The organism is Novosphingobium mangrovisedimenti (assembly GCF_025153475.1).
GTDB classification, from domain to species: Bacteria; Pseudomonadota; Alphaproteobacteria; order Sphingomonadales; family Sphingomonadaceae; genus Novosphingobium; species Novosphingobium mangrovi_A.
Genome location: NZ_JANZXA010000009.1, coordinates 87,701 through 111,976, shown reverse-complemented (window position 1 = coordinate 111,976; position 24,276 = coordinate 87,701). Strand labels below are relative to the sequence as shown.

The following is a 24,276-nucleotide window of genomic DNA, read 5'->3' as shown; positions in this document are numbered from 1 at the left end:
AATTGCACAGTTCCCGCCCGCAAGAAAACTGCAACATATCCAGAAAATTTCAGCCGCAAATCCTACATTTGGCAGGAATAGATGCCCGCCCTGACCGTAGGGCAGGTGCAAGGCGCGCCGAAAGAAAGCCCCTGCGGCGATTGCCATCAGGGAGCACCGAAGTGCGTACAAAAGCTGTTTCATTGTGTCTTTCCACCTGCGCTCTGGCGCTGGCGGTATCATCTCCCGCCCTTGCGGACGACGCTTCCGTAACGCCCGGCGTTCCGGTCGCCGATGCCGCGGCCGGGCCCGGCCTGAACCAGATCGTCGTCACCGCCACCAAGCGCGAAACCAACCTGCAGAAGACGCCGATCGCCATCTCCGTTGTCGACCCGACGATGCTCAAGGACCGCCACATCCAGAGCCTGATCGATCTTGCCGACGGTTCGGTGCCCACCTTGCGTGTGGCCACCTTCGAGGCGCGCCAGTCGGCGCTGACGGTGGGCATCCGCGGCATCGTTCCCTTCGACCAGAACCAGACCGCGCGCGACACCGGCGTCGGCGTCTATATCGATGGCGTCTATCTCGGCCGCTCGCAGGGGCTCAATGCGGCACTGTTCGATGTGGACCGGATCGAGGTGCTGGAAGGGCCGCAGGGCACGCTGTTCGGACGGAATACCGAGGGTGGTGCCGTCAGCATCGTGACCAAGCAGCCCACCGGCGAATTCGGTGGCCGGATGAGCGCCGGCGTAGGAAACTATGGCAGCTACACCGCCCAGCTGCACCTTAACCTGCCGGAAGTCCATGACATCTCGGTCAAGGCCGATGGCCTGATCCAGCATCAGGACGCAACCGTGAAGGACCCGCTCGCGGGCCAGACGGGCTGGAACTATCACAACGACGTGGGTGGCCGCATCACCGCGAAGTGGGAACCGATCAAGGGCTTTTCCGCCACCTTCGCCTATGACAAGGCGAAGGACGAGAATACGCCGAACTTCAGCCAGCTCATCACGTACAACCCGCTGGATCGTACGGTTGGCCAGTACGACGCGATCACCAGCAAGCTGGTCGCTCCGGGGAGCCCGGCCGGCACCACGACTGTGTGCACCACCTGCATCGCGCCTCTCTCGCCGCTCATCATGCCCACCGGCGGCAAGCGCCTCAAGACTGCGCAGGTCGGAGTCCCGCAGCAGCCGAGCATCGACCGGACCAGCGGATTCTCGGCCAACCTGAAGTGGGAAGTCGCGCCGTCGCTCGAACTGCGCTCGATCACGGCCTGGCGTCAGGTCACCACCGATCAGTGGGATAACTCGGGTGGGCCGGCGCGCACGATCTTCGCGCCAGATACGCCGTTCAGCCGCTATAGCCTCTCGCACCTGACGCAGCGCCAGTTCAGCCAGGAATTCCAGGCCGTGGGCAGTCTCCCGCATCTCGAATACGTGGCCGGCCTCTACTACTTCACCGAGTACGCCCATGAACTGGCCGCAACGCCCGCGTCGAACACGTGGAATACGGACGGCACCGCGTACACGATCAACAGTGCCATCGCGAGCGGTACCATCACGGGCAGCAACAACGGCTGGGATCGCGATTCCTGGTTCGTTCAGCGCGACAGCAACGCCACAGCGCACAGCTATGCCGCTTTCGCACAGGCCACTTGGTCGCCGATCGACGTGCTCCACCTGACCGTCGGCGGACGCTATACCAAGGACAAGCGCCACGGTGCGCTGACCATGGTGTCCGGCGTAACGACCCCGTGGACCTTCACTTACGACAAGGGCCGCTTCGATCCGATGGTGACGCTGGCCTGGGATGCCACGCCCGACATCAATCTCTATGCCAAGTACGCCACGGGCTACCGCGCGGGCGGCGCCAACGACCGTTCGGCGACCTTCCTCGCCTTTGATCCGGAGAAGGTGAAGTCCTACGAAGTGGGCGCCAAGATGGATTTCCTCGACCATCACGTTCGCCTGAACCTGGCCGGGTACATCATGGATCGCACCGGTACCCAGACCGACTTCGACAATGTCGACACCAATCCCTACCTGCCCGATGGGGTGACGCCAAACCCGACGTTCAACCTCCACACCGAAAACACGGCCAATGCGCCGGGTACCTCGAAGATCCGCGGTGTCGAGGCGCAGCTGACCGTTCGTCCGGTCGACAATGTCACCTTGGGTGCGTCCTACGCTTATACCTACATCAAGGTGCCACCGACGCCGAACCCGAACCTGGGTGGCGCGCTCTATCAGGTCTATACCGTGTACACGCCGGAAAACGCCGCCTCGGGTTATATCGACTACGACGTGCCGGTCTCCGCAAACGGCATGAGCCTGCGGATGCACATCGACGGGAACTATGCCGATCCGGTGTACAGCTTCCAGAACGAACCGACGCGCACGGACAAGAGCTTCGTGGTCAATGGTCGCATCGCGCTGGCGGACATCCCGATGGGCGAGGGCGGCCAGAAGCTGACTGTCTCGGCGTGGTCGCGCAACTTGTTCAACACCACTTACATCTATCGTCGCTCGGCGGCGAACGAGAAGGTGCTGGGCGACTATGGCAATTTCAACCCGCCGCGTACCTTCGGTCTCGAGGCGCAAGTCGCCTTCTGATCGATCCTCGGGGTTTTACATGCGGCACCGTTCCTTCGGGGGTGGTGCCTTTGTGTATGCAGGCTTCCGTAGCAGGCCACGAAAAAGCCCCCTCCCGTTGCCGGAAGGGGGCCCTCGAAAGCCTTGCGGGCAGGGTGGCTATCAGCCGAGACCCTGTGCGGCCATTTCCTTTTCGAGGTTCTCGACGATCGCCTCGAAGAACTGCTCGGTGGTCATCCAGCTCTGGTCCGGGCCGATCAGCAGCGCGAGGTCCTTGGTCATCTTGCCTTCCTCGACGGTCTCGATGCAGACGCGCTCGAGAGTCTCGGCGAACTTCACGACTTCCGGGGTCCCGTCGAACTTGCCGCGGTACATGAGGCCGCGGGTCCAGGCGAAGATCGAGGCGATCGGGTTGGTCGAGGTCGCCTTGCCCTGCTGGTGCTGGCGGTAGTGGCGGGTGACGGTGCCGTGGGCCGCTTCGGCTTCCACGGTCTTGCCGTCAGGCGCCATCAGGACCGAGGTCATCAGGCCCAGCGAGCCGAAGCCCTGCGCGACGGTGTCGGACTGGACGTCGCCGTCATAGTTCTTGCAGGCCCAGACGAACTTGCCCGACCACTTGAGGGCCGAGGCGACCATGTCATCGATCAGGCGGTGCTCGTACGTGATGCCGGCGGCCTTGAACTTCTCGGCGAAGCCTTCGGTGTCGAACACTTCCTGGAACAGATCCTTGAAGCGGCCGTCATAGGCCTTCATGATCGTGTTCTTGGTGGAGAGGTACAGCGGCCACTTGAGGTTGAGCGCGTAGTTCATCGAGGCGCGGGCGAAGTCGCGGATCGATTCGTCGAGGTTGTACATCGCCATGGCGACCCCCGAACTCGGGAAGTCGAACACGTCGAGGTCGATCTTCTCGCCGTTTTCGCCGTCCCAGACGAGGCGCAGCTTGCCGGCGCCGGGGATCAGGGTGTCGGTGGCCTTGTACTGGTCGCCGAAAGCGTGACGGCCGACGACGATCGGGTCGGTCCAGCCCGGAACCAGGCGGGGGACGTTGCTGATCACGATCGGCTCGCGGAAGACGACGCCGCCCAGGATGTTGCGGATGGTGCCGTTGGGCGACTTCCACATCTTCTTGAGGCTGAATTCCTCGACGCGGGCTTCGTCGGGGGTGATGGTGGCGCACTTCACGGCCACGCCATACTGCGCGGTGGCGTTGGCGGCATCGACGGTGATCTGGTCGTCGGTCTCGTCGCGCTTGGTGACAGAGAGGTCGTAGTACTTGAGGTCGACGTCGAGGTAGGGGAGAATCAGACGTTCACGGATCCACTGCCAGATGATCCGCGTCATCTCGTCGCCGTCCATCTCGACGATGGGGTTTACAACCTTGATCTTTGCCATTCGCGAAAGCTCCCCTGGGGATGAGAATTTGGCCGTCTCTTAGGCACGCCGGTTGCCGCTGGCAAGGCAAGTATCGGCTTTACAGGCCGTGTTTGCGACGCCAGCCTGACACAAATCGCAGGGAGGAAGGGTTGCATGAGTGAAGAGGTGCTTGTCGCGGTGCGCGATGGCGTGCTGGAAGTGACGATCAACCGGCCCGAGGCGCGCAATGCCATGACCAAGTCGGCGGCGGAAGCGATCGCCGCGGCCATGGACCGGCTCGACGCGGAAAGCGATCTGCGCTGCGCGATCCTGACCGGGGCAGGGGGCACGTTCTGCTCGGGAATGGACCTCAAGGGCTTCCTGCAGGGCGAATTACCTGTCGATTCGCGCGGCGGATTCGGCGGTTTGACGACGTGGACGCCGAAAAAGCCGGTGATCGCCGCCGTCGACGGGTTCGCATTGGCCGGAGGCATGGAACTGGCGTTTGCCTGCGACCTGATCGTTGCCCATGCCGAGGCGAAGTTCGGGATACCTGAAATCAAGCGCGGCCTGGTCGCGGCGGGGGGCGGGGCCGTGCAACTGCCGCGCCTGTTGCCGCGTCCGCTGGCGATGGAACTGGCGCTGACCGGCGATCCGATCGGAGCGCGGCGGGCACTGGAACTGGGGCTCGTCAACCGGATCACCGAGGGGCCGGCGATCGAGGGCGCGCGCGAACTGGCTGGCGCCATCGCGGCGAACGGACCGCTGGCAGTGGTCGCCACCAAGGGAATCGTGCGCGATTCGTGGCTCTGGCCGGTAGAGGAGATCAACCAGCACCAGAATCCCTACATCGCGCACATCTTTACCTCGGAGGACGCGAAGGAAGGCGCACGCGCCTTTGCCGAGAAGCGCAAGCCCGTGTGGAAAGGGCGCTGAAAGCAGAAAACCCGCCGTTTGCACGGCGGGTTTTCAAGGAATGGTGGGCGTAGCAAGGATTGAACTTGCGACCCCTACGATGTCAACATAGTGCTCTACCACTGAGCTATACGCCCATTCCAATCGAGCATCCTTGCAGCGTTGCCCGGTGAGGCTGGCCGCTCGGAGGACTGGCCCTTTAGCGTTGCGATTTTATCTATGCAAGACGCTTTGGGCAGGAAATTTCATGTCAGAGTTGCGCGTGGGCGCTCAGGCCGAAGACGCGCTGCACTTCCATCACGAGGTCGCGCAGGTGGAAGGGCTTGGAAAGAACCTTGGCCTGTGGGGCCTCGCGGCTGGCGCGTAGGGTCACCGCGGCAAAGCCGGTGATGAACATGACCTTGGTCATCGGCGAAACCTCGGCGCAGTGCTGGGCCAGTTCGATACCGTCCATTTCGGGCATGACGATGTCCGAAAGCAGCAGGTCGAACTCTTCGGTCTCCAGATAGGGCAGGGCTTCCGTACCGCGATCGACCGCAACGACATCGTAGCCGGCGTTTTCAAGGGCCCGCGCCAGGTAGGTGCGCATGGCCTGGTCGTCTTCGGCTAGGAGGATGCGGATCATTGCCTTAATATCCAGATTGTTGTGGGCGACTGCGACTGTGTGTGATGGCCCTTGCCATAGCCTTGTGCGGGTTAATTTTCTTGCCCGGATTTGGCACTGCCCAGTAACGGGACGCTTTGACACGGCAAGATGAAAAGGACAGCCTTGGAGGCATGGCCGAGAGTTTCCCCGAGAGTGATTCGCAAAACGAGGCTGGGGGGCGGATTCCGGGCGCACCGGGAATTCCAGCGTTCGCTTTGCAGGCCCATGAACCTTCGGCGATCCCCGTCCTGATTGCCGTGCCTCACAGCGGCCGGGCCTACCCGCGCGCGCTGCTGCGCGAGATGCGTCACGCCGAATCGGTCGCCGTCCGGCTGGAAGACCGTTACGTCGATCGCCTGGCGCACGGAGTTGCGCGCGAAACGGGAGCCAGCCTCCTGGTCGCCAATGCGCCGCGGGCGATGATCGACCTCAATCGTGCGCCCGACGATGTCGACTGGGAAATGATCGTCAAAGCCGATCGTCCCGAAGGCGCGGCGGCGCTGCCCAGTCGGCGCGCACGTAGCGGCCTCGGCGTGATCCCGCGGCGGCTGCCGGGAACCGGCGAGCTTTGGCGCCGTCGGCTCCAGCTCGCTGATCTCAAAGGCAGGATCGAGGGGGTTCACGAACCCTATCATGCGGCACTGGCCGGTGCACTGCAGAAGCTGCACGAACGGTGGGGCGCGGCCCTGCTGGTCGATCTGCATTCGATGCCACCGTTGCAGGTGCGGGCCGGCATGGCGGCGCCCTCAGTGGTGGTCGGCGACCGGTTCGGCGCAACCTGCCACGGCAGCCTGATTGCGACGACGTTTTCGCAACTCGCCGAGTCGGGGCGGGAATCGGCGCACAACCGGCCTTATGCGGGCGGCTATGTTCTCGAACGGCACGCCGATCCGCGCGGCGGGTTCCATGCACTGCAGTTCGAGATCGACCGCAGCTGCTATCTGGACAGCGCGCTTCTCGAGCCCGGGGTGGGCATGGCCTCGATGATCGAGGATCTCAGCGCCCTGGTGCGCAGGCTGGCGGCAGTCGTGTCCGACCTGGGGCAGGAAGCCGGTTCCAGAGGATGGTCGCTGGCGGCAGAATAGGCTGACCGCAGAAAGCTGATGCGCCCAATAAAAAACCACCTCGCGCATTGCGCGAGGTGGCCAAGGTTCAGGGAGGAGGTGCACGATGTGCACCAACCCGACCGGGCCATGAGGGTAGCGCCGATCAAGCATTGCAAGCATACGCATGCCTGAAGCGACATTCAAGTGATTCGTGGATGCAAACCGAACGTGATTTGTCCAGCGCTGGTTTGCTGCGCCGGGAAGATTGGGTGGAAGTGTGACAATTCTGCCATAACTTCCACCCGATCCTTTGAAATCAGGCGTTTGCCATCGGTTGCGGCATCTTGCCCTGGGCCATCTGGCGGCCGAAAATGTCGCGCACGAGGTCCAGCGAGAACAGGTGGGCGTAGATCAGCGGCAGCATACCGTTCTGGTTCCACTGGCGAAGGATATCGCCGCGCACTTCGCGCAGCTTGTTCTCGTCGACCATCTGGAAGCCACGGTAGTTGAACGGCTGGCCGTTGCCGATGTCGATGTTGAGCTCACCGTCCATCAGCAGGTCGTGCTTCTTGAGTTCGGCCATGAAGTTGCCGGTCTTGGACCCGGCCATCTCGAAGTTCTCGCAGAACTTGAGCATGTTCGTCGTGGTCTCGGACGGTTCCGCGCCGGAGAACAGGGCCTCGCCCTCCTCGATCTCGCCGATGAGGTCGCTGGTCGGATCGACACAGAGCGAAAGCTCCTCGGCGTCGGGCCGCAGCCTGGCGAGCATGAAGGGATAGCGGCGGACATAGGCCGGGACGTAGATCGGCGTGTTCACGGTGCCGTCCTCGTCGACGAAGACGTTGACGCCCTCGTTCATGCCCATCAGCACCAGCGGCACCGGGTTCTCGCCCGACGTGAAGATGATCGGGAAATTGCGCTGCGCCTGCGGGAACTCCTCGACGGTCAGCGGAACGGAGTTGACGCCGACCAGCCAGGTCGCCTTGTCGGTGGAGCGCGTCTTCCAGTTCGCATGCTGCTGCGAATTGAGCGGGATGAGATCCTTGTAGAACAGGGGCAGGGCAGAATTTTGCGGCGCGGTGGCCATACGGTAATCTCCGCGGATGTGGGCTCTGATTTTTACGTGCCGACGCTTTAGGGGCAGGCTTCGGTGCGCGCAAGCGCGGCGCCAGCGATCCGGGGGATTGCCCGGGCCGGAAGAATCTAGATCAGTTTGCCCGGGTTGAGCAGCCCTTGCGGATCGAGTGCATGCTTGACCGCGCGCAGCATCGAGAGAGCGACGGGATCGCCAAGGCGGGCCAGTTCGTCTCTCTTGAGCTGGCCGATGCCATGCTCCGCCGAAATCGATCCACCCCACTCGGTCACGAGGTCGTGCATGCGCCGGCTGATCGCCTTGCCATCGGTCTTCTGCCAGGCAAGCCCGTCGGCCACATGCGGGGCGATGACGTGGTAGTGGACATTGCCGTCGCCCAGATGGCCGAAGGCGACCGCTTCCGTGCCGGGCCACTCGGCCTCGATCATCGGCCCGGTGGCCTCGACGAATGCGGGCATCTTCTCGACCGGGACGGAAATGTCGTGCTGTACGGCGGGGCCGCGTTCGCGTTCTGCCGGCGCGACCGATTCCCGCAAGAGCCAGAACGCTTCTGCCTGCGCTTCGCTGGCGGACATGGTCGCGTCCTCGAGCAGGTCCTTGTCGAAAGCTTCGGCCATCATTGCCTCGCAGCGTTCGCGCAGGGTGGCGGCAGAAGTACGATCGGCGACCACTTCGATCAGCACATGCCAGGCATGCCGGCCGGCCAGCGGCGCACGCGCATCGGGCAGGTGGCGCAGGACAGCATCGAGGCAGGCCTGGGGCATGACTTCAAAGCCTTCGAGTGCGTCTCCGGCCATGTCCTCGCAGTGGAGCAGGAGGGTGCGGGCGGCGCCCAGCGAGGGCAGGCCCGCCCAGATCACCACGCGATCGGCAACCGCGGGCACCAACTTGAGCGTGGCGGCCGTGACGATCCCCATCGTACCTTCCGACCCGATCAGCAATTGCTTGAGGTCGAAGCCGCGATTGTCCTTCTTGAGTGGGGTGAGCATGGAAAAGACCTGCCCGTCCGCCAGAACCGCTTCGAGCCCGAGCACGAGTGCCCGCATCGAGCCGTGGCGCAGCACCTGCGATCCGCCGGCATTGGTCGAGATCAGCCCGCCCACGGTCGCCGACCCCTTGCCGCCCAGGGTAAGCGGAAAGCGCAGGCCCTTGTCTTCCACCGCTTCGTGCAGTGTTTGCAGAACCACGCCTGCGCCGCAGGTAACGCGCCGCGCTTCCACGTCGATCTCGTGGATCGTGTTCATGCGGCGCAGTGACAACAGCAGCGCCTTGCCCGAATCGTCGGGCGTCGCGCCGCCCGACATGCCGCTGTTGCCGCCCTGCGGCACGATCGGTACGCCATGGGATGCGCACAGGCGGACGAGCCGGGACAGCTCCTCTGTGCTGGCCGGTGATGCCATGGCGCAGGCGCTTCCGGTAAAACGGCCTCGCCAGTCGGTGAGCCAGGGCTGGATCAGATCCGCATCGCGGGTCAGGCCGCGCGGCCCAAGGCTGGCGGCGGCATCGTCGAGAAAGTCGGTGGTCGTGGTCATGTCGACGCTATGGCACAGCCTGCGGAGGGTTTCATCCTCCCACGTTGCAATCGTGTCGCAAGACGATGCCGAGTTAAGCGGCGGTTCAAGGTCTTGCGGTAAAGCGGCGGGATCGGCATTGCCGTGTTTCCGGGGACCCGCACAAGAATGAATCTCGCTTCCGCACTGCTCTATCCGATCGCCATGCTGCTGCCCGCAGCCGGCGCGATCGATAGCGATTCGCGGGGGAACGAGGTGATGGTCCAGGCCGTGCCGTCCGGCGAGGACGGACAGGCTTATGCATGGCCCCGGGTTGCGCCGCAGGCGGTGGCACCGGGCTGGTCGGTCAGGATGCGGATGCTTCGGGATGTCGAGCCGGAGCCGGCCTGGCAGGTGCATATCGAGCAGCGCATGCAGATCCGCATCACGCCGCGCGCGCCGGCCCGCATGCCGCCCGACATGTACGTCGGCATTCCAGAGGGCGACATCAGCGTGCAATTCACCGAACGCAAGATGGGCAAGTGCCTGCCGGTGTCCGGGATTGCCGGTGTCCAGCCTGATCGCGGAAGCCGGTTGCTGCTCTACATGCGTGATCGCCGGCTGGTGGTGGCGGAGCTGGAACGCTCGTGCCGCGCGCGCGATTTCTACTCCGGCTTCTACCTCGCGAAGACTCGCGACGGGCAGTTGTGCGTCGACCGCGACAGGCTGCTTTCGCGAAGCGGCATGAATTGCAAGCTGACGCGTATTCGGCAACTGGTCCGGCGCGAACGCTGATCAAAACCGCGCCTGAAACCGCCCTCAGGCCGGAATTCCTTGACTTTGACGCTCTATCGCGCATAGGGCGCGCGCAGTCGCACAAACGGCTTGCGACGGGGCGTTTCATCCTGCCTTGAGCCGATGGCCTGCGGGTACTCTCACATTTCCGGAAAACAAACTGCCTATGAGCTTCGCCGATCTCGGCCTGTCTGATGAATTGCTGCAAGCGGTGGAAGCCGCTGGCTACACCGAGCCGACTCCGATCCAGGCGCAAGCCATCCCGCCGGTCCTGATGATGAAGGACCTGATCGGCATCGCCCAGACCGGTACCGGCAAGACCGCCAGCTTCGTGCTGCCGATGATCGACATTCTCGCCCATGGCCGCCGCCGCGCGTTGATGCCGCGCTCGCTCATTCTCGAACCGACGCGCGAACTGGCCGCGCAGGTGGCCGAGAATTTCGAGAAGTACGGCAAGAACCACGATCTCAAGATGGCGCTGCTGATCGGCGGCGTGCAGATGGGCGATCAGGTGAAGGCGCTGCAGGAAGGCGTCGACGTGCTGATCGCCACGCCGGGCCGCCTGATGGACCTGTTCGAACGGGGCAAGATCCTGCTTACCGGCTGCGAACTGCTCGTCATCGACGAAGCCGATCGCATGCTCGACATGGGCTTCATCCCCGATATCGAGACGATCTGTTCGAAGCTGCCGGTCAACCGCCAGACCCTGCTGTTCTCGGCAACGATGCCGCCGGTCATCAAGAAGCTGGCCGACCGTTTCCTGTCGAACCCGAAATATATCGAGGTTGCGCGTCCGGCGACGACCAACACCAATATCGTCCAGCACAAGGTGGCGGTGAACGCGCGCAAGAAGCGCGAAGTCCTGCGCCACCTGCTCAGGACCGACAACGTCTCGACTGCGATCGTGTTCTGCAACCGCAAGACGACGGTGCGCGAACTGGCCAAGAGCCTGAAGCGCCATGGTTTTGCGGCAGGCGAGATCCACGGCGACATGGATCAGCCCGCGCGTCTGGCCGAGCTGGAGCGCTTCAAGGCGGGAGACGTGAACATCCTGTGCGCCTCCGACGTCGCGGCTCGCGGGCTCGACGTGAAGGGCGTCAGCCACGTCTTCAACTTCGATACGCCCTGGCACCCGGACGACTACGTGCACCGCATCGGCCGTACCGGGCGTGGCGGCGCGACGGGCCGGGCCTTCACGTTTGTGGCCCCCGAGGACGCGGAAGCGATCGATAATGTCGAGAAGCTGACCGGGGGCAAGATCCCCGAGTTCGATCTCAAGCTCGAAGAGCCTGTCGAAGCGCGTGAGGAAAGGCCGAAGACGAAGTCGAAGCGACCCGCGCCGGAAAAGCGCGAGGAGCGTGTCGAACGTGCGCCGCGCCGCGAGCCTCGTGCCGAGGAAGAGCCGCGCCGGGAGCGTCGCCAGCGCCGTGCCGAGCCCGAGCCGGCCGACGACGGCTGGAACGGGCCGGTCCCCGATTTCCTCAACGTTTCGGCTTTCGCCTGATCGCGATCGATCGACGCTGGCCATGCCGATCGCCCCGGTCGGGGCGGGTCCTACTGGTTAGGAAAGTTTATACGATGTCCTACTAAGAAACTCCGGAGAGGCGTTCGGAGTTTCTGATGCAGGAATTGATCTGGACCATCGTTATCGCGACGCTGGTCTTTCTCCCGTTGGAGCTTGTGCTTCCGGCGCGCCGGGCCGGTTGGGGGGGCTGGCAGCGCATTCGCACCGATTTGCTGCACGTCTTCGTCGGGGGCATGGCGATCCGGTTCGGTACCGCGCTGCTGGCCGTCGCGCTGCTGTTCCCGTTCCGTATCGAAACGGCAATCGATCTGCCGCTCTGGCTGCAGGTTCCGGCCGTGCTCGTGCTGTGCGACCTGATGTTCTGGCTGGCCCACCGCCTTTTCCATGCCGTGCCTGTGCTCTGGCGTTTTCATGCCATTCACCATTGCAGCGAGAAGCTCGATTTTCTGGCTGCCTTTCGCGTCCATCCAGTCGACCAGATCGTCAATTCGACGATTATCGCGGCGCCCGTCGTTCTGCTCGGCTTCTCGCCCGAAGCCCTGGCGATCTATGCGGTGGCGTACAAATGGCACGCGCTCCTGCTGCATTCGAACGTTCGTCTGTCTCTGGGGCCTCTCGACGCCCTGATCGCGACACCGGCTTTCCACCACTGGCACCATGCCGATCAGCCGGACGCCTACGATCGCAATTTCGGCGGCCAGCTCCTCATATGGGACCGCCTCTTCGGCACGCTCAACTGGCGCGGAGGGACCTTCCCCGAAACGTACGGAATCGAAGAGAACCTGCCTGAAAACTACATTTCGCACATGGTCGCGCCTTTCGTGCCTTCCAAGGAACCCGCTTATGAAGACGCAACTGCTCCGCTTCGCTGAGTGCTCGTTCATGCTCTGGCTGGGGATCCTCGCGATCTTCCGGCTGGCACCTGCCTTCAGTACGCACCCGCAGGTTGCGCTGTTCATTCTGGGCGAGATCATCAACATCGTCCTGATCATCAGCCAGCGGCGCGGGCAGGTGGCGGAACGCCTCTTTCCGGTAACGGTGGCCTTCCTCGGAACCTGCATCGGCCTGCTGTTCATCCCGCAGGGCGTGACCCTGCTGCCGGAATTCGTGACGACGACGCTGATCATTTGCGGGACGCTGATCGCGATCGCCGCCAAGCTTTCCCTGCGTCGCAGCTTCGGGATCATTGCCGCAAATCGCGGGGTCAAGGACAACGGGGCCTATCGTTTCGTACGCCACCCGATGTACCTGGGCTACATCGTGAGCCAGGTCGGCTTCCTGACGATCTACTTCTCGTTCTACAACGTGCTGATCTACAGCATGACGTGGCTTTGCTTCTGGCTGCGTGCCGTGGAAGAGGAAAAGGTGCTGCTTCTGGACCCTGCCTACAGCGCTTATGCTACCCGTGTTCGTGCGAGATTGGTGCCCGGCCTGATCTGAGCGCGAGTACTCGGGCTGTCCTCAGGTTCGAATGGGCCTAGCTCGCAGGTTTGACGAAGCTGTCGATCACACGCTTGCGGCCTGATTGCTCGAAATCGATTTCCAGCTTGTTGCCTTCCTGCGCCGCCACGGTGCCGTAACCGAACTTCTCGTGAAACACGCGGGCGCCGATGGCGATGTCGGTGCGGGGTTTGGCCGCGAAGCTGGCGGCGCTGCGGGTGCTTTCGGCGATCTTGCGCGGTTTGGGATCGAATTCCTGCCGTGCCGCGCGTTGCCAGCCCGGGCCGCGCGTCGCCGTGCGCTCGGGCTGTGCGCGGGCGACGTCGGCAAAGGGATCGGCATGTTCAGACCACTGCGCACGCCAGAGCGACGCGCCGCCCGAGAGCGTGGTTTCGCTCTCGACATGATCTTCGGGCAATTCGGCGATGAAGCGCGAGGGGATCGAACTGGTCCACTGGCCATAGATGCGCCGGTTGGCGGCGTGCAGGATCGTGCACTTACGCCGCGCGCGGGTGATCGCGACATAGGCGAGGCGGCGTTCCTCCTCCAGACTGGCGAGCCCGCCTTCGTCGAGCGAGCGTTGCGAGGGGAATACGCCTTCTTCCCAGCCGGGCAGGAAGACGTGGTCGAATTCCAGTCCCTTGGCACCGTGCATGGTCATGATCGTGACTTTCTCCTCGTCCGCGGAGGCGTCGTTGTCCATGACGAGGCTGACGTGTTCGAGGAAGTCGCCGAGGCTCGCGTACTCTTCCATGGCCCGCGCGAGTTCGACGAGGTTCTCGAGGCGTCCGGCGGCTTCGGGCGTCTTTTCCGCCTGCAGGGCATCGGTATAGCCGCTCTCGTCGAGGACGGTGCGCATGAGGTCGGCCGGGTTCTCGGTTTTCTCCAGATCGCGCCAGCGGGCGAAGTCGCGCATCAGCGCAAGGAACGTATTGCGCGCGCGGGCCGGCAGTTCGTCGGTATCGACAATCTCGATCGCGGCCGCCGCCAGGGGAATCCTCCGGCTGCGGGCAAGCAGGTGCAGCTTTTCCAGCGCCTTTGCACCAAGCCCGCGCTTGGGCGCATTGTAGATACGCTCGAAGGCCAGATCGTCCGCAGGCTGGGCAATCACGCGCAGATAGGCGAGGGCGTCGCGGATCTCGGCACGTTCATAGAAACGAAAACCACCGATAATCCGATACTTGAGGCCGATGCTTATGAAGCGGTCCTCGAATTCTCGGGTCTGGTACTGGGCGCGCACGAGGATTGCGATCTGATCGAGTGGCGCGCCTTCGCGCTCCAGTCGCTCGATCTCGTCGCCCACGCGGCGCGCCTCTTCGGGGGCATCCCAGACGCCGATGACGCGCACCTTGTCGCCGGGGTGCTTCTCGGTCCACAGCGTCTTGCCGAGGCGCTGGCTGTTCTCGTTGATGAGGCCGGATGCAGCGGCGAGGATCTGCGGCGTGGAGCGGTAGTTTTGCTCCAGCCGGATCACTTTTGTTCCAGGAAAATCCTTTTCAAACCGTAGGATATTGGCAACTTCTGCACCGCGCCATGAATAGATGGACTGGTCGTCATCACCCACCACGCAGATGTTCTGGCGGCCTTGCGCGATCAGCCGCAGCCACAGGTACTGGACCTGATTGGTGTCCTGATACTCGTCGACCATGACGTACTTGAAGCGCTGCTGGTACTGTTCGAGCACATCGCGATGGGTGCGCAGGATGTTGAGCATGTGCAGCAGCAGGTCGCCGAAATCACAGGCATTGAGCGCCTTCAGGCGGTCCTGATAGACCTGATAGAAATGGCGGCCCTTGCCGTTGGCATAGGACTCGTTCTCGCTGGCATTGATGTCGGCGGGATTGAGACCGCGGTTCTTCCAGCGGTCGATACAGCTTGCCAGCTGGCGCGGCGGGAAGCGCTTCTCGTCCACCCCCTCGGCCTGGATCAGCTGCTTGAGCAGGCGCAGCTGATCATCGGTATCGATGATCGTATAGTTGGACTGCAGGCCGACCAGCTCGGCATGGCGGCGCAGCATCTTGGCTGCGATCGCATGGAACGTGCCGAGCCAGGGCATGCCTTCCACGGCAGGGCCGACCAGTTGCCCGACGCGCTCGCGCATCTCGCGCGCGGCCTTGTTGGTGAAGGTCACGCAGAGGATCTCGCTCGGCCAGGCAAGCCGGTTGCGGATCAGGTTGGCCAGCCTGCGGGTAAGGGCGGCGGTCTTGCCAGTGCCGGCGCCCGCCAGCATCAGCACGGGGCCTTCCGTCGTCAGCACGGCTTCGCGCTGGGGCTCGTTGAGACCTTCGGTCAGAGGGTCGTCGTTTTCGGCGGGCACGCCGTTGGATCGGGGTTCTTGCAGGCTGTTCACCCGTGAACAACTAGGGAACGAACTTTCCCTGCGCAAGGCCGCATCGGGTCGATCAGTTCGTGCGGCGAAGGATGTGCAACCGGGCCTTGCCGATGTCGCGCATGGTTTCTGACTCGAAGCCCTTGATAGAGGGGGATTCCCCCTTGCTTGTCTCTAGGCTCACCCATGTCGTGTCGCCGATCCATCCCAGCCGGGCGAGCTTGTCGATCGCGACCGAGCCCGCCCCGGTGTCGTAGGGCGGATCGAGCAGTACGAGATCGAGCGGTTCCTTCGTCGGGCCGAGCGACAGCACCGAGCAGGCGCGCACGTCGCATCGTGCTTGAGCTTGCAGGTTGGCGATGTTGCGCCGGATTGCCCGGATTGCGGCGGCATCCTGATCTACGAACAGACAATGCGCGGCGCCGCGCGAGAGCGCTTCGAGACCGAGCGCGCCCGAACCGGCGAACAGATCCGCCACTTTCAGTCCCTCGAACGAACCCAGCCGGCTGGTGAGCATCGAAAACAGCGTCTCGCGTGTGCGGTCCGCAGTCGGGCGCGTGGTGTCGCCTTCCGGCGCTGCCAGCTTGCGGCCGCGCCACTCGCCGGCGACGATCCGCATCCCTGTCTTCGCCGGTTTCATCAGGCTTTACCTCCCGGCAGCGTGCGGCGGAAATTGGCAAGATCGCGCTCGGAGACTTCCCCGGCCGCGCCCTTGGGCAGATCGCCCAGCACGAAGGGGCCATAGGCCACGCGGATCAGACGGCTGACCTTGAGACCGAGATATTCGAGCACGCGGCGCACCTCGCGGTTCTTGCCCTCGGTCAGCGTCATTTCGATCCACTGGTTGCGCCCGGTCTTGCGCTCCATGTTGGCGTCGATCTTGCCGTAGCGCACGCCGTCGATCTCGACGCCGTCGATCAGGTCCTCGAGCTGGGCCTGCGTGACATCGCCGAACGCGCGCGCGCGGTAGGTGCGCGGCACCCCGGTGGCGGGCAGTTCGAGCTGGCGCTTGAACTCGCCGTCGTTGGTAAGGAGCAGCACGCCCTCGGTATTGAGGTCGAGGCGCCCGATCGGCATGACGCGCCCAGTGCCGGGCGGCAGGGCATTGCGTAGCGCGGCGTAGATCGTCGGCCGCCCCGCCGGATCGCGCTCGGCCGTGAGCAGCCCTGCGGGCTTGTGGAAGACGAAAAGGCGGGTGGCTTCCGCCGCCTTCACCGGGTTGCCGTCCACCGTCACGCCCCTGAGGCTGGTGAGCACGGTGGAAGGTGTCTCGATTACCTCGTCGCCCAGCTTCACCCGGCCCTCGGCGATCATCCGTTCGGCTTCACGCCGGCTGGCGACACCCGCGCGCGCCAGCAGCTTGGCAATGCGCTCGCCTTCGCGGGCGGGAAGTGAGGGATCCTTCGGGGTGGGGGCGGCCTTGTGCGAGCTGCCACTCGGGTGCGCTCGGCCGCCCTTTGGAGAGCGGGCACGGGGAGGGCCATTGCAGGAAACGCCGCCGCGCTTCGGGCCGCCGGGCTTGTGGGGAGGTCTGGACATCGCGGCGCCATACCTGTTGATCGCGCGTTCATCCAGTCTTCCCATAGTCGGGTGGTACGCTAAGTTGGCCGGCATCTGTTGAAGGAGCAAGGCGTGGACGCCCATACCCGTACCGAGCGTCGCAGCGTCTTGGATTCGATCAAGCCCTATCTCGAAAAGGAATCGCTGGCGGCCTTCTTCCTGGGGGTTTCGTCGGGCTACCCTTTCGCCTTGCTGGCGGCCACGCTGACGACCCGGCTGGCGCAGGATGGGATCGAGAAGTCCACGATCACGGCCTTCACGCTCGCCTTCTTCGTCTACAACCTCAAGCCGCTCTGGGCCTGGGTCGTTGACGGCGTGAAGATCCCGGTGCTGGTCCGGATGGGGCAGCGCGTTTCATGGATGCTCGTGGCCGGCGTATTGGTGATGGCCGCGACCGTGAACCTCGGTCTGGTCAATCCGTCACCGGACAATATCGGCCCCACCGTGCTGGCAGCCGTCCTGCTGGGACTGGCGGGCGCCAGCTTCGATATCGTTATCGATGCCTTTCGTATCGAAACGCTCAAGCCCTACCAGCTCGGCATCGGATCGGGCATGAGCCAGTATGGCTGGCGTATCGGGGCTGCGGCAGCGGGAGCCGTGGCGCTGGTGCTTGCGGCGCGATTCGATTGGCACCTTGCCTATGCCGCATGTGCCGTCTTCGCCCTTCCTGCCATGTTGACGGCAATCCTGATGGGCGAACCGAAGCGGCACGAAGTCCTGCATGAGAAACGCGAACTGACCGAACTCTGGACCTCGATTGCCGGGCCGTTCCAGGAATTCTTTCAGCGCAACGGCGCCTTCCTCGTTCTCCTGTTCATCCTCGTTCACAAGATCGGCGATACGCTGGCGAACCTGACGTTTCGCCTGCTGTTCAACGATCTCGGTTTTACCAACGATGAGATCGCCTTGTACGACGTGGGCTTGGGATTCTGGGCGCTGATCGTTGGCGTCTTCGTGGGCGGTGTGATCTACTCGCGGATGGGCCTCAAGCGCTCGGTGCTGATCGCGCTCGTTCTCATGGCGGTGTCGAACCTGAGCTTCGCGGCGCTGGCGGCGGCTGGCCATAGCAACGTGGGAATGGCCGGGGCGATCGGCTTCGAGAACTTTGCCAGCGGCTATGGCGGCGTAGTCGTCGTCGCGTACTTCTCCGCGCTGTGCGACCTGCGCTTCACGGCCGCGCAATATGCCCTGATTTCGGCAGGCGCGAGCATTGTCGGCCGGTTCCTTACGGGGACGACTGCAGGTGCGCTGATCGAGGCTATGGGCTACGTGAACTTCTATCTGCTCACCACGGTCGCGGCATTGCCGGGCATCGTGCTGTTCTGGTGGATGATGCGCACCGGGCTTGTAGACGATGCGATGGGCACGGCCGGCGAAGTTGGCGAGGGCGACGCCCGCGACTAGTCCGGGATTTCGCCGTTCTCGCGCAGGACGGTCCCGGCAAGGTAGAGCGACCCCGCAATCAGGACGATCTCGTCCCCGACAGGCTTCAGGCGCCGCAGGGCCTCGGTCACGTCGCTGGCTGCTGTTGCCTCCGGCGCGAAGACGCGCTGGAAGGCCGAAGCGTCGTGGCAATCATGGGCCGGCACGGGAACAACGGTCACGCTGGCCAGACGACCTGCCAGAGGGCCGATCAATGCGTCCGGGTCCTTGTTCTTCAGCATGCCGATGACGAGGTGGACGTAGGGGCGCCGCTCGTTGAAATGTCTGGCCAGTGCCTTGCCCGCATCGGGGTTGTGCCCACCATCGAGCCAGCAAGGCGTCCCGGGCGGCAGCAACGCGGTGAGCGGGCCGTCGCCCAGCCGCTGGAGCCGGGCTGGCCAGCGGGCCCACTCCATGGCGGCGACGAGTGCGGCGTCGGGAACATCGACGGTGTCCTGATGGCGCAGCATGGCAATGGCGAGGCCGGCATTGATGGCCTGATGCTCGCCGGCCAGGCGAGGGTGGGGCAGGCGCAGGCTGCCTTTCCCGTCGCGGTAGAGAAGGCCGTCGCGGGTGGGGGTGATGGACCAGTCGAGTGCCTGCCGGATCACCGAAGCGCCGGCTTTGGCGGCCTGCGCTGCGATGGTCTCGTTCATTCCCTGCGTGTAGTCGAGTGTCACCAGAGGCGCGCCGGGCTTGGCGATACCGGCCTTTTCGAAAGCGATGCGATTGTGTGGCTCGGCGGGGGTATCGGCGTCGGGAGACAGCAGGAACGCCTCGTGATCTATGCCGAGCGTTGCAATGCCGCATACGGCCGGAGTCTCGATCACGTTGGTCGCATCGAAACGGCCGCCGAGGCCGACCTCGATCACGCAGGCATCGGCAGGCGTGCGGGCGAAGGCGAGGAACGCGGCCGCCGTGGAGACTTCGAAAAAGCTCGCCCCGATCCCGCCAACCTCGGCGGCATCGAGCACTTCGCCGAGGAGGTCTGCCAGCATCTCGTCCGAGATGAGCTGGCCTGCCACGCGGATGCGCTCGTTAAAGCGCACGAGGTGCGGGCTGGTGAAAACGTGGACGGTCTTGCCCGCCGCTTCCAGCGCGGCCCGCAGGAAGGCGCAGGTCGAGCCCTTGCCGTTGGTTCCGGCGACATGGAATACCGGCGGCAAGTCATGCTGCGGATTGCCGAGGCAGTCCAGCAGGGCGCGGATCGTCTCAAGGCCAATCCGTCCCTGCGGCACGGACAGTGCGCCAAGCCGGTCGAGCTGGGCCTGAACGCGCGGATCGTCGGACACGGCGAAGTCGAAAGGCCGGACCACGGGGCGCTCAGCGCGCCGAATGCACCGCTTCGGCGAGCGCCGAGGTCAGTTCCTTCAGGGGACCGGCAGCCTTGTCGCCGTGCTGCTTGACCAGATCGACGAAGGCCGAGCCGACCACGACGCCGTCCGCGACCTTGGCGATCTTGCTTGCCTGTTCGGGCGTGCGCACGCCGAAGCCAACAGCGACGGGGATATCCGAGGCGGCCTTGAGCCGGGCGACTGCATCCTCGATCGATGCCTGCGCGGCCTGCTGCATGCCGGTGATGCCGGCGACCGAAACGTAATAGAGAAAGCCCGAGGAGCCGGAAAGCACAGCGGGCAGACGCGCGGCATCGGTGGTCGGCGTGGCGAGGCGGATCAGCGATACGCCTGCTGCGCGCAGGGCCGGGCCCAGCGCGGCGTCTTCCTCGGGCGGAATGTCGACGCAGATCACGCCGTCCACGCCTGCCTTGGCGCATTCGGCGGCGAACCACTCTGGGCCGCGGATTGTCATCGGGTTGGCATAGCCCATCAGCACCAGCGGCACCTGCGGATGGCGCGCGCGGAACTCGGCGGCCATGCGGAAGATGTCGGCCGTGCGCGTGCCCTTGTCGAGGCTGCGGATATTGGCTTCCTGGATCGCCGGGCCGTCGGCCATAGGATCGGTGAAGGGCATGCCCAACTCGATCACATCGGCGCCGCCTTCGACCAGGGCGTCGAGATTGGCGGCAGTGTCGCCGTCACCCCCGGTGATGAAGCAGACGAGGGCGGGGCCGCGCGAGAATGCGGTGTTGAAACGGGTCATGTCGGCTTTCGATATGCGGTTGAATACAAGCCCAGTACGATTGCAAACCCGAGGCTATAGATCAAAGCTGCAATCCAATCGCGTTCAAGCGTCGGAAAGGCCAGCCAAGCAAGCAGCCTCAATGCAAAAATGGTCGCGAATACGATAGACGCTCTCTTGAGCGCATCCCATGGCCGCAGCTGGAGTTGGCCTTGCAAGATACGGATTGCAGCGTTCATCAGCAGCAACAAACCTCCAGCGAGGATGGTCAGGCCTGCCATCGCTTCGCTCCCGTCCCATTTTGAGGGGAGAATGCGGAGAACTATTCCGCCAATGATGCCGGCAGCTCCCAAAAAGTAGCCAAGGCGTTTCAGAGCTCCACCCCCAGCGCCTCGGCTACGGTGAAGATGTCCTTGTCCCCGCGTCCCGAGACATTGACGACAAGGATCTTGTCCTCGTCCATCTCGGCGGTGAGCTGGGGCAGGGCCGCCAGCGCGTGTGCGCTTTCGAGCGCCGGGATGATCCCTTCCAGCGAGCAGCAAAGGGTGAAGGCTTCCAGCGCCTGATCGTCGGTGATCGGCACATAGCGGACGCGGCCGCTTTCATGGAGCCACGAGTGCTCGGGGCCGATGCCGGGATAGTCGAGGCCGGCGCTGATCGAGTGGGCTTCGGTGATCTGGCCGTCCTCGTCCTGCAGCAGGTAGGTCTTGTTGCCGTGGAGAATGCCGGGGCCGCCGCCGGTGAGGCTGGCTGCGTGCTCGCCGCTCTCGATCCCGTGGCCGGCTGCCTCGATCCCGGTCATGGCGACTTCGGGATCATCGAGGAAGGGGTGGAACAGGCCGATGGCGTTCGAGCCACCGCCCACGGCCGCCACCAGCATGTCGGGCAGGCGGCCTTCCTTCTCCATGATCTGTTCGCGGGTTTCCTTGCCGATCACGCTCTGGAAATCGCGCACCAGCTCGGGGTAGGGGTGCGGCCCCGCCGCCGTTCCGATGATGTAGAAGGTGTCGTGGACGTTCGCGACCCAATGGCGCAGCGCGTCGTTCATCGCGTCTTTCAGCGTCATCGCGCCGCTCTTCACCGGCACCACTTCGGCGCCGAGCAGCTTCATGCGGAACACGTTAGGCTTCTGCCGCTCGACGTCGGTCGCGCCCATGAAGATCTTGCATTCGAGGCCGAAGCGTGCGGCGACTGTCGCCGTGGCGACGCCGTGCTGGCCCGCACCGGTTTCGGCAATGATCTTGGTCTTGCCCATGCGCAGGGCGAGCAGGATCTGGCCGATGCAGTTGTTGATCTTGTGCGCGCCGGTGTGATTGAGCTCTTCGCGCTTGAAGTAGATCTTCGGGCCTTTCCCGGCGGGCGCGGCCTCGCGGAAGTGCTCCGTTATACGGGGCGCGTAATAGAGCGGGCTGGGGCGGCCGACGAAATCCTTCATCAGGTCATCGAACTCGGCCCAGAATGCCGGATCGTCCTGCGCCTTGCGATACTCTTTCTCGAGATCGAGAATGAGCGGCATCAGCGTCTCGGCGACATAGCGCCCGCCGAACTGGCCGAAGTGGCCGGAGTCGTCGGGCAGCGAACGCAGCGAATTCACGGGCGGTTGGACAGTCATGCGCCTGCGCTTGGCAGAGGGTCCGGCGCTTGTCCAGAGTGCCATTGTACAGGCTTGGCGGCGCGACCGGATGCGGGCTCTTCCCGATCGGCAGGCGGGCTGTCCGGTTCGCGGCACGGGCACCGTGAATCGCGTCCTTCGGAGCTTGACACGGGTGCGCGACGATCCGCCTTTCCAGACACTGAACGACAGTTGGGAAATGCGCTGAAATGACAAGAATTACCGTTGAATTTCAATTGTATCATGATTGTCGCGGAGTGGCCGGAGAGCTGCGACGATTTGCCCCGAATTTGCCCTGATTGGTTCAGCCAGCGGCAAGTGGAGCGGGCCTAGCCGGATGTCTCCCGGTCTGCCGGGAAGACTATCTGGAGTATCGAATATGCGTATTGCCATCGTCTCGCTTGCCGCTGCGGCCACGGCCGCGCTTGCCACCCCGGCGCTTGCCAATGAGACCCGTGTGGAGACTCGTGGCGGTGTCATCTGGAATCAGGGCGATACCGAAGCGATTGCGGGTGTCGCCGCCGGCTACGACTTCGATCTGGGTGACAAGGCCTTTGCCGGTGTCGATGTTTCGGCTGACAAAGTGCTGACATCCGATACCCGCGTCTCCTGGGGTTTCGGCGGGCGCGTCGGTCTCAAGACCGGTACGGGCGGCAAGCTCTATGCCCTGTCCGACTACCAGACCAAGTTCTGTGCCACCTGCAATGAATCGGTCGCGGTCGGCGCCGGCTACCAGCAGGACCTTGGCCAGAAGCTCTACGGCAAGCTTGAATACCGCCACTATCTGGTCGGCGACCACACGCCGGACGCCGATGCGGTCCTAGCCGGTGTCGGCATGAAATTCTGATCCGATTCACCGAGTTCGGAGCAGAGGGCGGTCCGCATCGCGCGGACCGCCCGTTTTCATGTGGGATCCGCGCAGTCTGTGGGCATTTTCGCCTCGATATCGCCGTAGGGCGGGACGCGAACAAAGGCTTCCGATGGTGTCCCGACGCCTCGTTTCAATTGCAATATGTGCATCATAAAATACCGAAAATACAAGAGAATATGAAAAATGGCAGTTTTGTGACGGTTTGGTCGACGGAGGAAAATTCCGTTCATCTGGGCGCAAGGAAAGGAGGCGCAGCGGGCGCCTCCCCCGAGGGGCGAATGAGGGCGGGACGAAAAGAAAGAAAGCAGGAGTCCTAACATATGCGTATTGCACTAGTTTCACTCGCAGCGGTTGCCGCAGCGGCTGTTGCCACCCCGGCCATTGCCAACGAAGTGCGCGTGGAAGCGCGCGGCGGCGTGATCTGGGATGGTAGCGACAGCGATGCCGTTGCCGGCGTGGCAGCAGGCTACGACTACGATCTCGGCGACAAGCTGTTCATCGGCGTCCAGGGATCGGCCGACAAGGTTCTGGCCAGCGACACCCGCGTTTCGTGGGGCGTGGGCGGCCGCATCGGCGCCAAGGTGCTTCCGGGCACCAAGCTCTATGGCGTGGCCGGCTGGCAGTCCAAGTTCTGCCGCTATTGCAACAGCGCCGTCGGTGTCGGCGGCGGCGTCCAGCAGGACGTCGGGCAGCGTTACTACGTCAAGGCCGAATACCAGCACCTGCTGGTCGGCGACCACACGCCTGACGCGGACGTCGGCCTTGTGGGCGTTGGTGTGAAGTTCTGATTTCGCTTCGCAAGAAGCAAATGCAGGAAGGGGCGGTCCGCGAAAGCGGGCCGCCCTTTTTCTATGCGGCGTGCACCGCCGCGCAGAAGGCTGCGATCCTGCCCTCGTCCTTTACGCCGGGCGCGCTTTCCACGCCCGATGAGGTGTCGACCAGCGGAGCCCCGGTCAGTGTGACGGCCTCGGCGACGTTTTCGGGTGTGAGGCCGCCGGCGAGACCCCAGGCGAGCGGGCCTTTCCAGTGCGCCACCAGTCTCCAGTCGAAGCTCAGGCCCATGCCGCCGGGAAGGGCGCCCTTTGGGGTCTTGGCATCGAACAGCAGGAGGTCGGCGGCGCCGGCATAGGCATGCGCGCGCGCAACGTCGTCGGCGCTCGCGACGGGCAGGGCCTTCCAGACCTGCAGGCCAAAGCGGGCGCGCAACTGCGCGGCGCGCTCGGGGGTCTCCTGGCCGTGAAGCTGCAGCACGTCGAGCCGGGCGGCGCTTACGGCTTCGGCGATCGCGGTATCGTCGGCGTCGACGAACAGGCCGACCCGGGAAATCCTGCCTTGCGCGGCCTCGGCGAGCTGCGCTGCCTGCGCGAGCGTGACGTTGCGCGGGCTCTTGGGAAAGAACACGAAACCGGCAAAGGCAGCGCGCCCCCGGATCGCCGCCTCCAGAGCGATGGGCGTGCTGATTCCACATATCTTGATCGCCGCTGTTGGCATTGGTGCGTTCTTGCCTAGACTGGGTCCCCGACGTTC

General features: G+C 64.1%; 22 protein-coding genes and 1 tRNA gene. 10 read left to right on the top strand and 13 right to left on the bottom strand.

Translation table 11 applies throughout. The features are described 5' to 3' along the window. Positions 1-161 precede the first annotated feature (161 nt). Complete coding sequence (locus NZK81_RS13965) at positions 162-2,594, top strand: TonB-dependent receptor (protein ID WP_260046749.1); 2,433 nt, start codon at positions 162-164, stop codon at positions 2,592-2,594. 141 nt (positions 2,595-2,735) lie between these two features. On the opposite strand, the gene NZK81_RS13960 is transcribed toward NZK81_RS13965, so the two are convergent. Then, a complete protein-coding gene (locus tag NZK81_RS13960) occupies positions 2,736-3,965 on the bottom strand; it encodes an NADP-dependent isocitrate dehydrogenase (RefSeq protein WP_260046748.1) in 1,230 nt (409 codons plus the stop codon). 135 nt (positions 3,966-4,100) lie between these two features. Here NZK81_RS13960 and NZK81_RS13955 point away from each other — a divergent pair, with 135 nt between their 5' ends. Continuing rightward, positions 4,101-4,862 carry a crotonase/enoyl-CoA hydratase family protein gene (locus tag NZK81_RS13955; RefSeq protein ID WP_260046747.1) on the top strand — a complete coding sequence of 254 codons (762 nt, stop codon included), beginning with the start codon at positions 4,101-4,103 and terminating at the stop codon, positions 4,860-4,862. A 41-nt stretch (positions 4,863-4,903) separates the two neighbouring features. Here NZK81_RS13955 and NZK81_RS13950 read toward each other — a convergent pair. Together NZK81_RS13950 and cpdR are read right to left on the bottom strand one after the other, a co-directional pair. Next, positions 4,904-4,978: transfer RNA gene (locus tag NZK81_RS13950), tRNA-Val, on the bottom strand. Between the two features lie 113 nt (positions 4,979-5,091). Next, entirely contained in the window at positions 5,092-5,466 is a 375-nt protein-coding gene (gene cpdR / locus NZK81_RS13945) for a cell cycle two-component system response regulator CpdR (RefSeq protein WP_260046745.1), read from the bottom strand. A 152-nt stretch (positions 5,467-5,618) separates the two neighbouring features. On the opposite strand from cpdR, the gene NZK81_RS13940 reads away from it, so the two are divergent. Beyond that, entirely contained in the window at positions 5,619-6,572 is a 954-nt protein-coding gene (locus NZK81_RS13940) for an N-formylglutamate amidohydrolase (RefSeq protein ID WP_260046743.1), read from the top strand. Positions 6,573-6,849: 277 nt separating this feature from the next. Here NZK81_RS13940 and NZK81_RS13935 read toward each other — a convergent pair whose 3' ends face one another. Together NZK81_RS13935 and NZK81_RS13930 are read right to left on the bottom strand one after the other, a co-directional pair. Then, positions 6,850-7,620: a SapC family protein gene (locus NZK81_RS13935; RefSeq protein WP_260046742.1), complete on the bottom strand. Its 771-nt coding sequence runs from the start codon at positions 7,618-7,620 to the stop codon at positions 6,850-6,852. Between the two features lie 116 nt (positions 7,621-7,736). Continuing rightward, on the bottom strand, positions 7,737-9,158 hold the full coding sequence (locus NZK81_RS13930) for an FAD-binding oxidoreductase (RefSeq protein ID WP_260046740.1): 1,422 nt from the start codon (positions 9,156-9,158) through the stop codon (positions 7,737-7,739). Positions 9,159-9,305: 147 nt separating this feature from the next. Here NZK81_RS13930 and NZK81_RS13925 point away from each other — a divergent pair, with 147 nt between their 5' ends. The 4 genes from NZK81_RS13925 (at position 9,306) to NZK81_RS13910 (ending at position 12,876) form a co-directional block, all read left to right on the top strand. Continuing rightward, complete coding sequence (locus NZK81_RS13925) at positions 9,306-9,911, top strand: hypothetical protein (RefSeq protein ID WP_260046739.1); 606 nt, start codon at positions 9,306-9,308, stop codon at positions 9,909-9,911. A gap of 166 nt (positions 9,912-10,077) precedes the next feature. Continuing rightward, positions 10,078-11,415: a DEAD/DEAH box helicase gene (locus NZK81_RS13920; RefSeq protein ID WP_260046737.1), complete on the top strand. Its 1,338-nt coding sequence runs from the start codon at positions 10,078-10,080 to the stop codon at positions 11,413-11,415. A gap of 116 nt (positions 11,416-11,531) precedes the next feature. Next, positions 11,532-12,308, top strand: coding sequence for a sterol desaturase family protein (locus NZK81_RS13915; RefSeq protein WP_260046736.1), 777 nt, complete (start codon positions 11,532-11,534; stop codon positions 12,306-12,308). Then, positions 12,280-12,876, top strand: a complete 597-nt coding sequence (locus NZK81_RS13910; RefSeq protein WP_260046734.1) for a methyltransferase family protein — start codon at positions 12,280-12,282, stop codon at positions 12,874-12,876. Before NZK81_RS13915 ends, NZK81_RS13910 begins: the two co-directional genes overlap by 29 nt. A gap of 37 nt (positions 12,877-12,913) precedes the next feature. Here NZK81_RS13910 and NZK81_RS13905 read toward each other — a convergent pair whose 3' ends face one another. The 3 genes from NZK81_RS13905 to NZK81_RS13895 form a co-directional block, all read right to left on the bottom strand. Further along, positions 12,914-15,193: an ATP-dependent helicase gene (locus tag NZK81_RS13905; protein WP_260046730.1), complete on the bottom strand. Its 2,280-nt coding sequence runs from the start codon at positions 15,191-15,193 to the stop codon at positions 12,914-12,916. A gap of 85 nt (positions 15,194-15,278) precedes the next feature. Further along, positions 15,279-15,845, bottom strand: coding sequence for a 16S rRNA (guanine(966)-N(2))-methyltransferase RsmD (gene rsmD / locus NZK81_RS13900; RefSeq protein WP_260046729.1), 567 nt, complete (start codon positions 15,843-15,845; stop codon positions 15,279-15,281). Continuing rightward, the gene (locus tag NZK81_RS13895) at positions 15,845-16,744 is read right to left on the bottom strand and encodes a pseudouridine synthase (protein WP_260046728.1); all 900 of its coding nucleotides are present in this window, start codon (positions 16,742-16,744) and stop codon (positions 15,845-15,847) included. Before NZK81_RS13895 ends, rsmD begins: the two co-directional genes overlap by 1 nt. A 93-nt stretch (positions 16,745-16,837) precedes the next feature. Here NZK81_RS13895 and NZK81_RS13890 point away from each other — a divergent pair, with 93 nt between their 5' ends. Further along, complete coding sequence (locus NZK81_RS13890) at positions 16,838-18,169, top strand: AmpG family muropeptide MFS transporter (protein ID WP_260046727.1); 1,332 nt, start codon at positions 16,838-16,840, stop codon at positions 18,167-18,169. Here NZK81_RS13890 and NZK81_RS13885 read toward each other — a convergent pair. The 4 genes from NZK81_RS13885 to trpB form a co-directional block, all read right to left on the bottom strand. After that, positions 18,166-19,503 (bottom strand): bifunctional folylpolyglutamate synthase/dihydrofolate synthase, encoded by a 1,338-nt coding sequence (locus tag NZK81_RS13885; protein WP_260046726.1) that lies wholly within the window; start codon positions 19,501-19,503, stop codon positions 18,166-18,168. The genes NZK81_RS13890 and NZK81_RS13885 overlap by 4 nt on opposite strands. Before the next feature lie 7 nt (positions 19,504-19,510). Then, positions 19,511-20,287 (bottom strand): tryptophan synthase subunit alpha, encoded by a 777-nt coding sequence (gene trpA, locus NZK81_RS13880; RefSeq protein WP_260046725.1) that lies wholly within the window; start codon positions 20,285-20,287, stop codon positions 19,511-19,513. Then, the gene (locus NZK81_RS13875; RefSeq protein WP_260046723.1) at positions 20,284-20,547 is read right to left on the bottom strand and encodes a hypothetical protein; all 264 of its coding nucleotides are present in this window, start codon (positions 20,545-20,547) and stop codon (positions 20,284-20,286) included. The genes trpA and NZK81_RS13875 overlap by 4 nt, the downstream gene beginning before the upstream one ends. Before the next feature lie 89 nt (positions 20,548-20,636). Continuing rightward, complete coding sequence (gene trpB, locus NZK81_RS13870) at positions 20,637-21,878, bottom strand: tryptophan synthase subunit beta (RefSeq protein ID WP_260046722.1); 1,242 nt, start codon at positions 21,876-21,878, stop codon at positions 20,637-20,639. Positions 21,879-22,257: 379 nt separating this feature from the next. Between trpB and NZK81_RS13865 the strand changes: the two genes are divergently transcribed. Further along, positions 22,258-22,725, top strand: a complete 468-nt coding sequence (locus tag NZK81_RS13865; RefSeq protein ID WP_260046721.1) for a hypothetical protein — start codon at positions 22,258-22,260, stop codon at positions 22,723-22,725. Positions 22,726-23,069: 344 nt separating this feature from the next. After that, the gene (locus NZK81_RS13860) at positions 23,070-23,537 is read left to right on the top strand and encodes an outer membrane protein (protein ID WP_260046720.1); all 468 of its coding nucleotides are present in this window, start codon (positions 23,070-23,072) and stop codon (positions 23,535-23,537) included. A gap of 61 nt (positions 23,538-23,598) precedes the next feature. Here the strand turns inward: NZK81_RS13860 and NZK81_RS13855 are convergent, their stop codons facing one another. Then, positions 23,599-24,240, bottom strand: a complete 642-nt coding sequence (locus NZK81_RS13855; RefSeq protein WP_260046719.1) for a phosphoribosylanthranilate isomerase — start codon at positions 24,238-24,240, stop codon at positions 23,599-23,601. Positions 24,241-24,276: the final 36 nt, after the last annotated feature.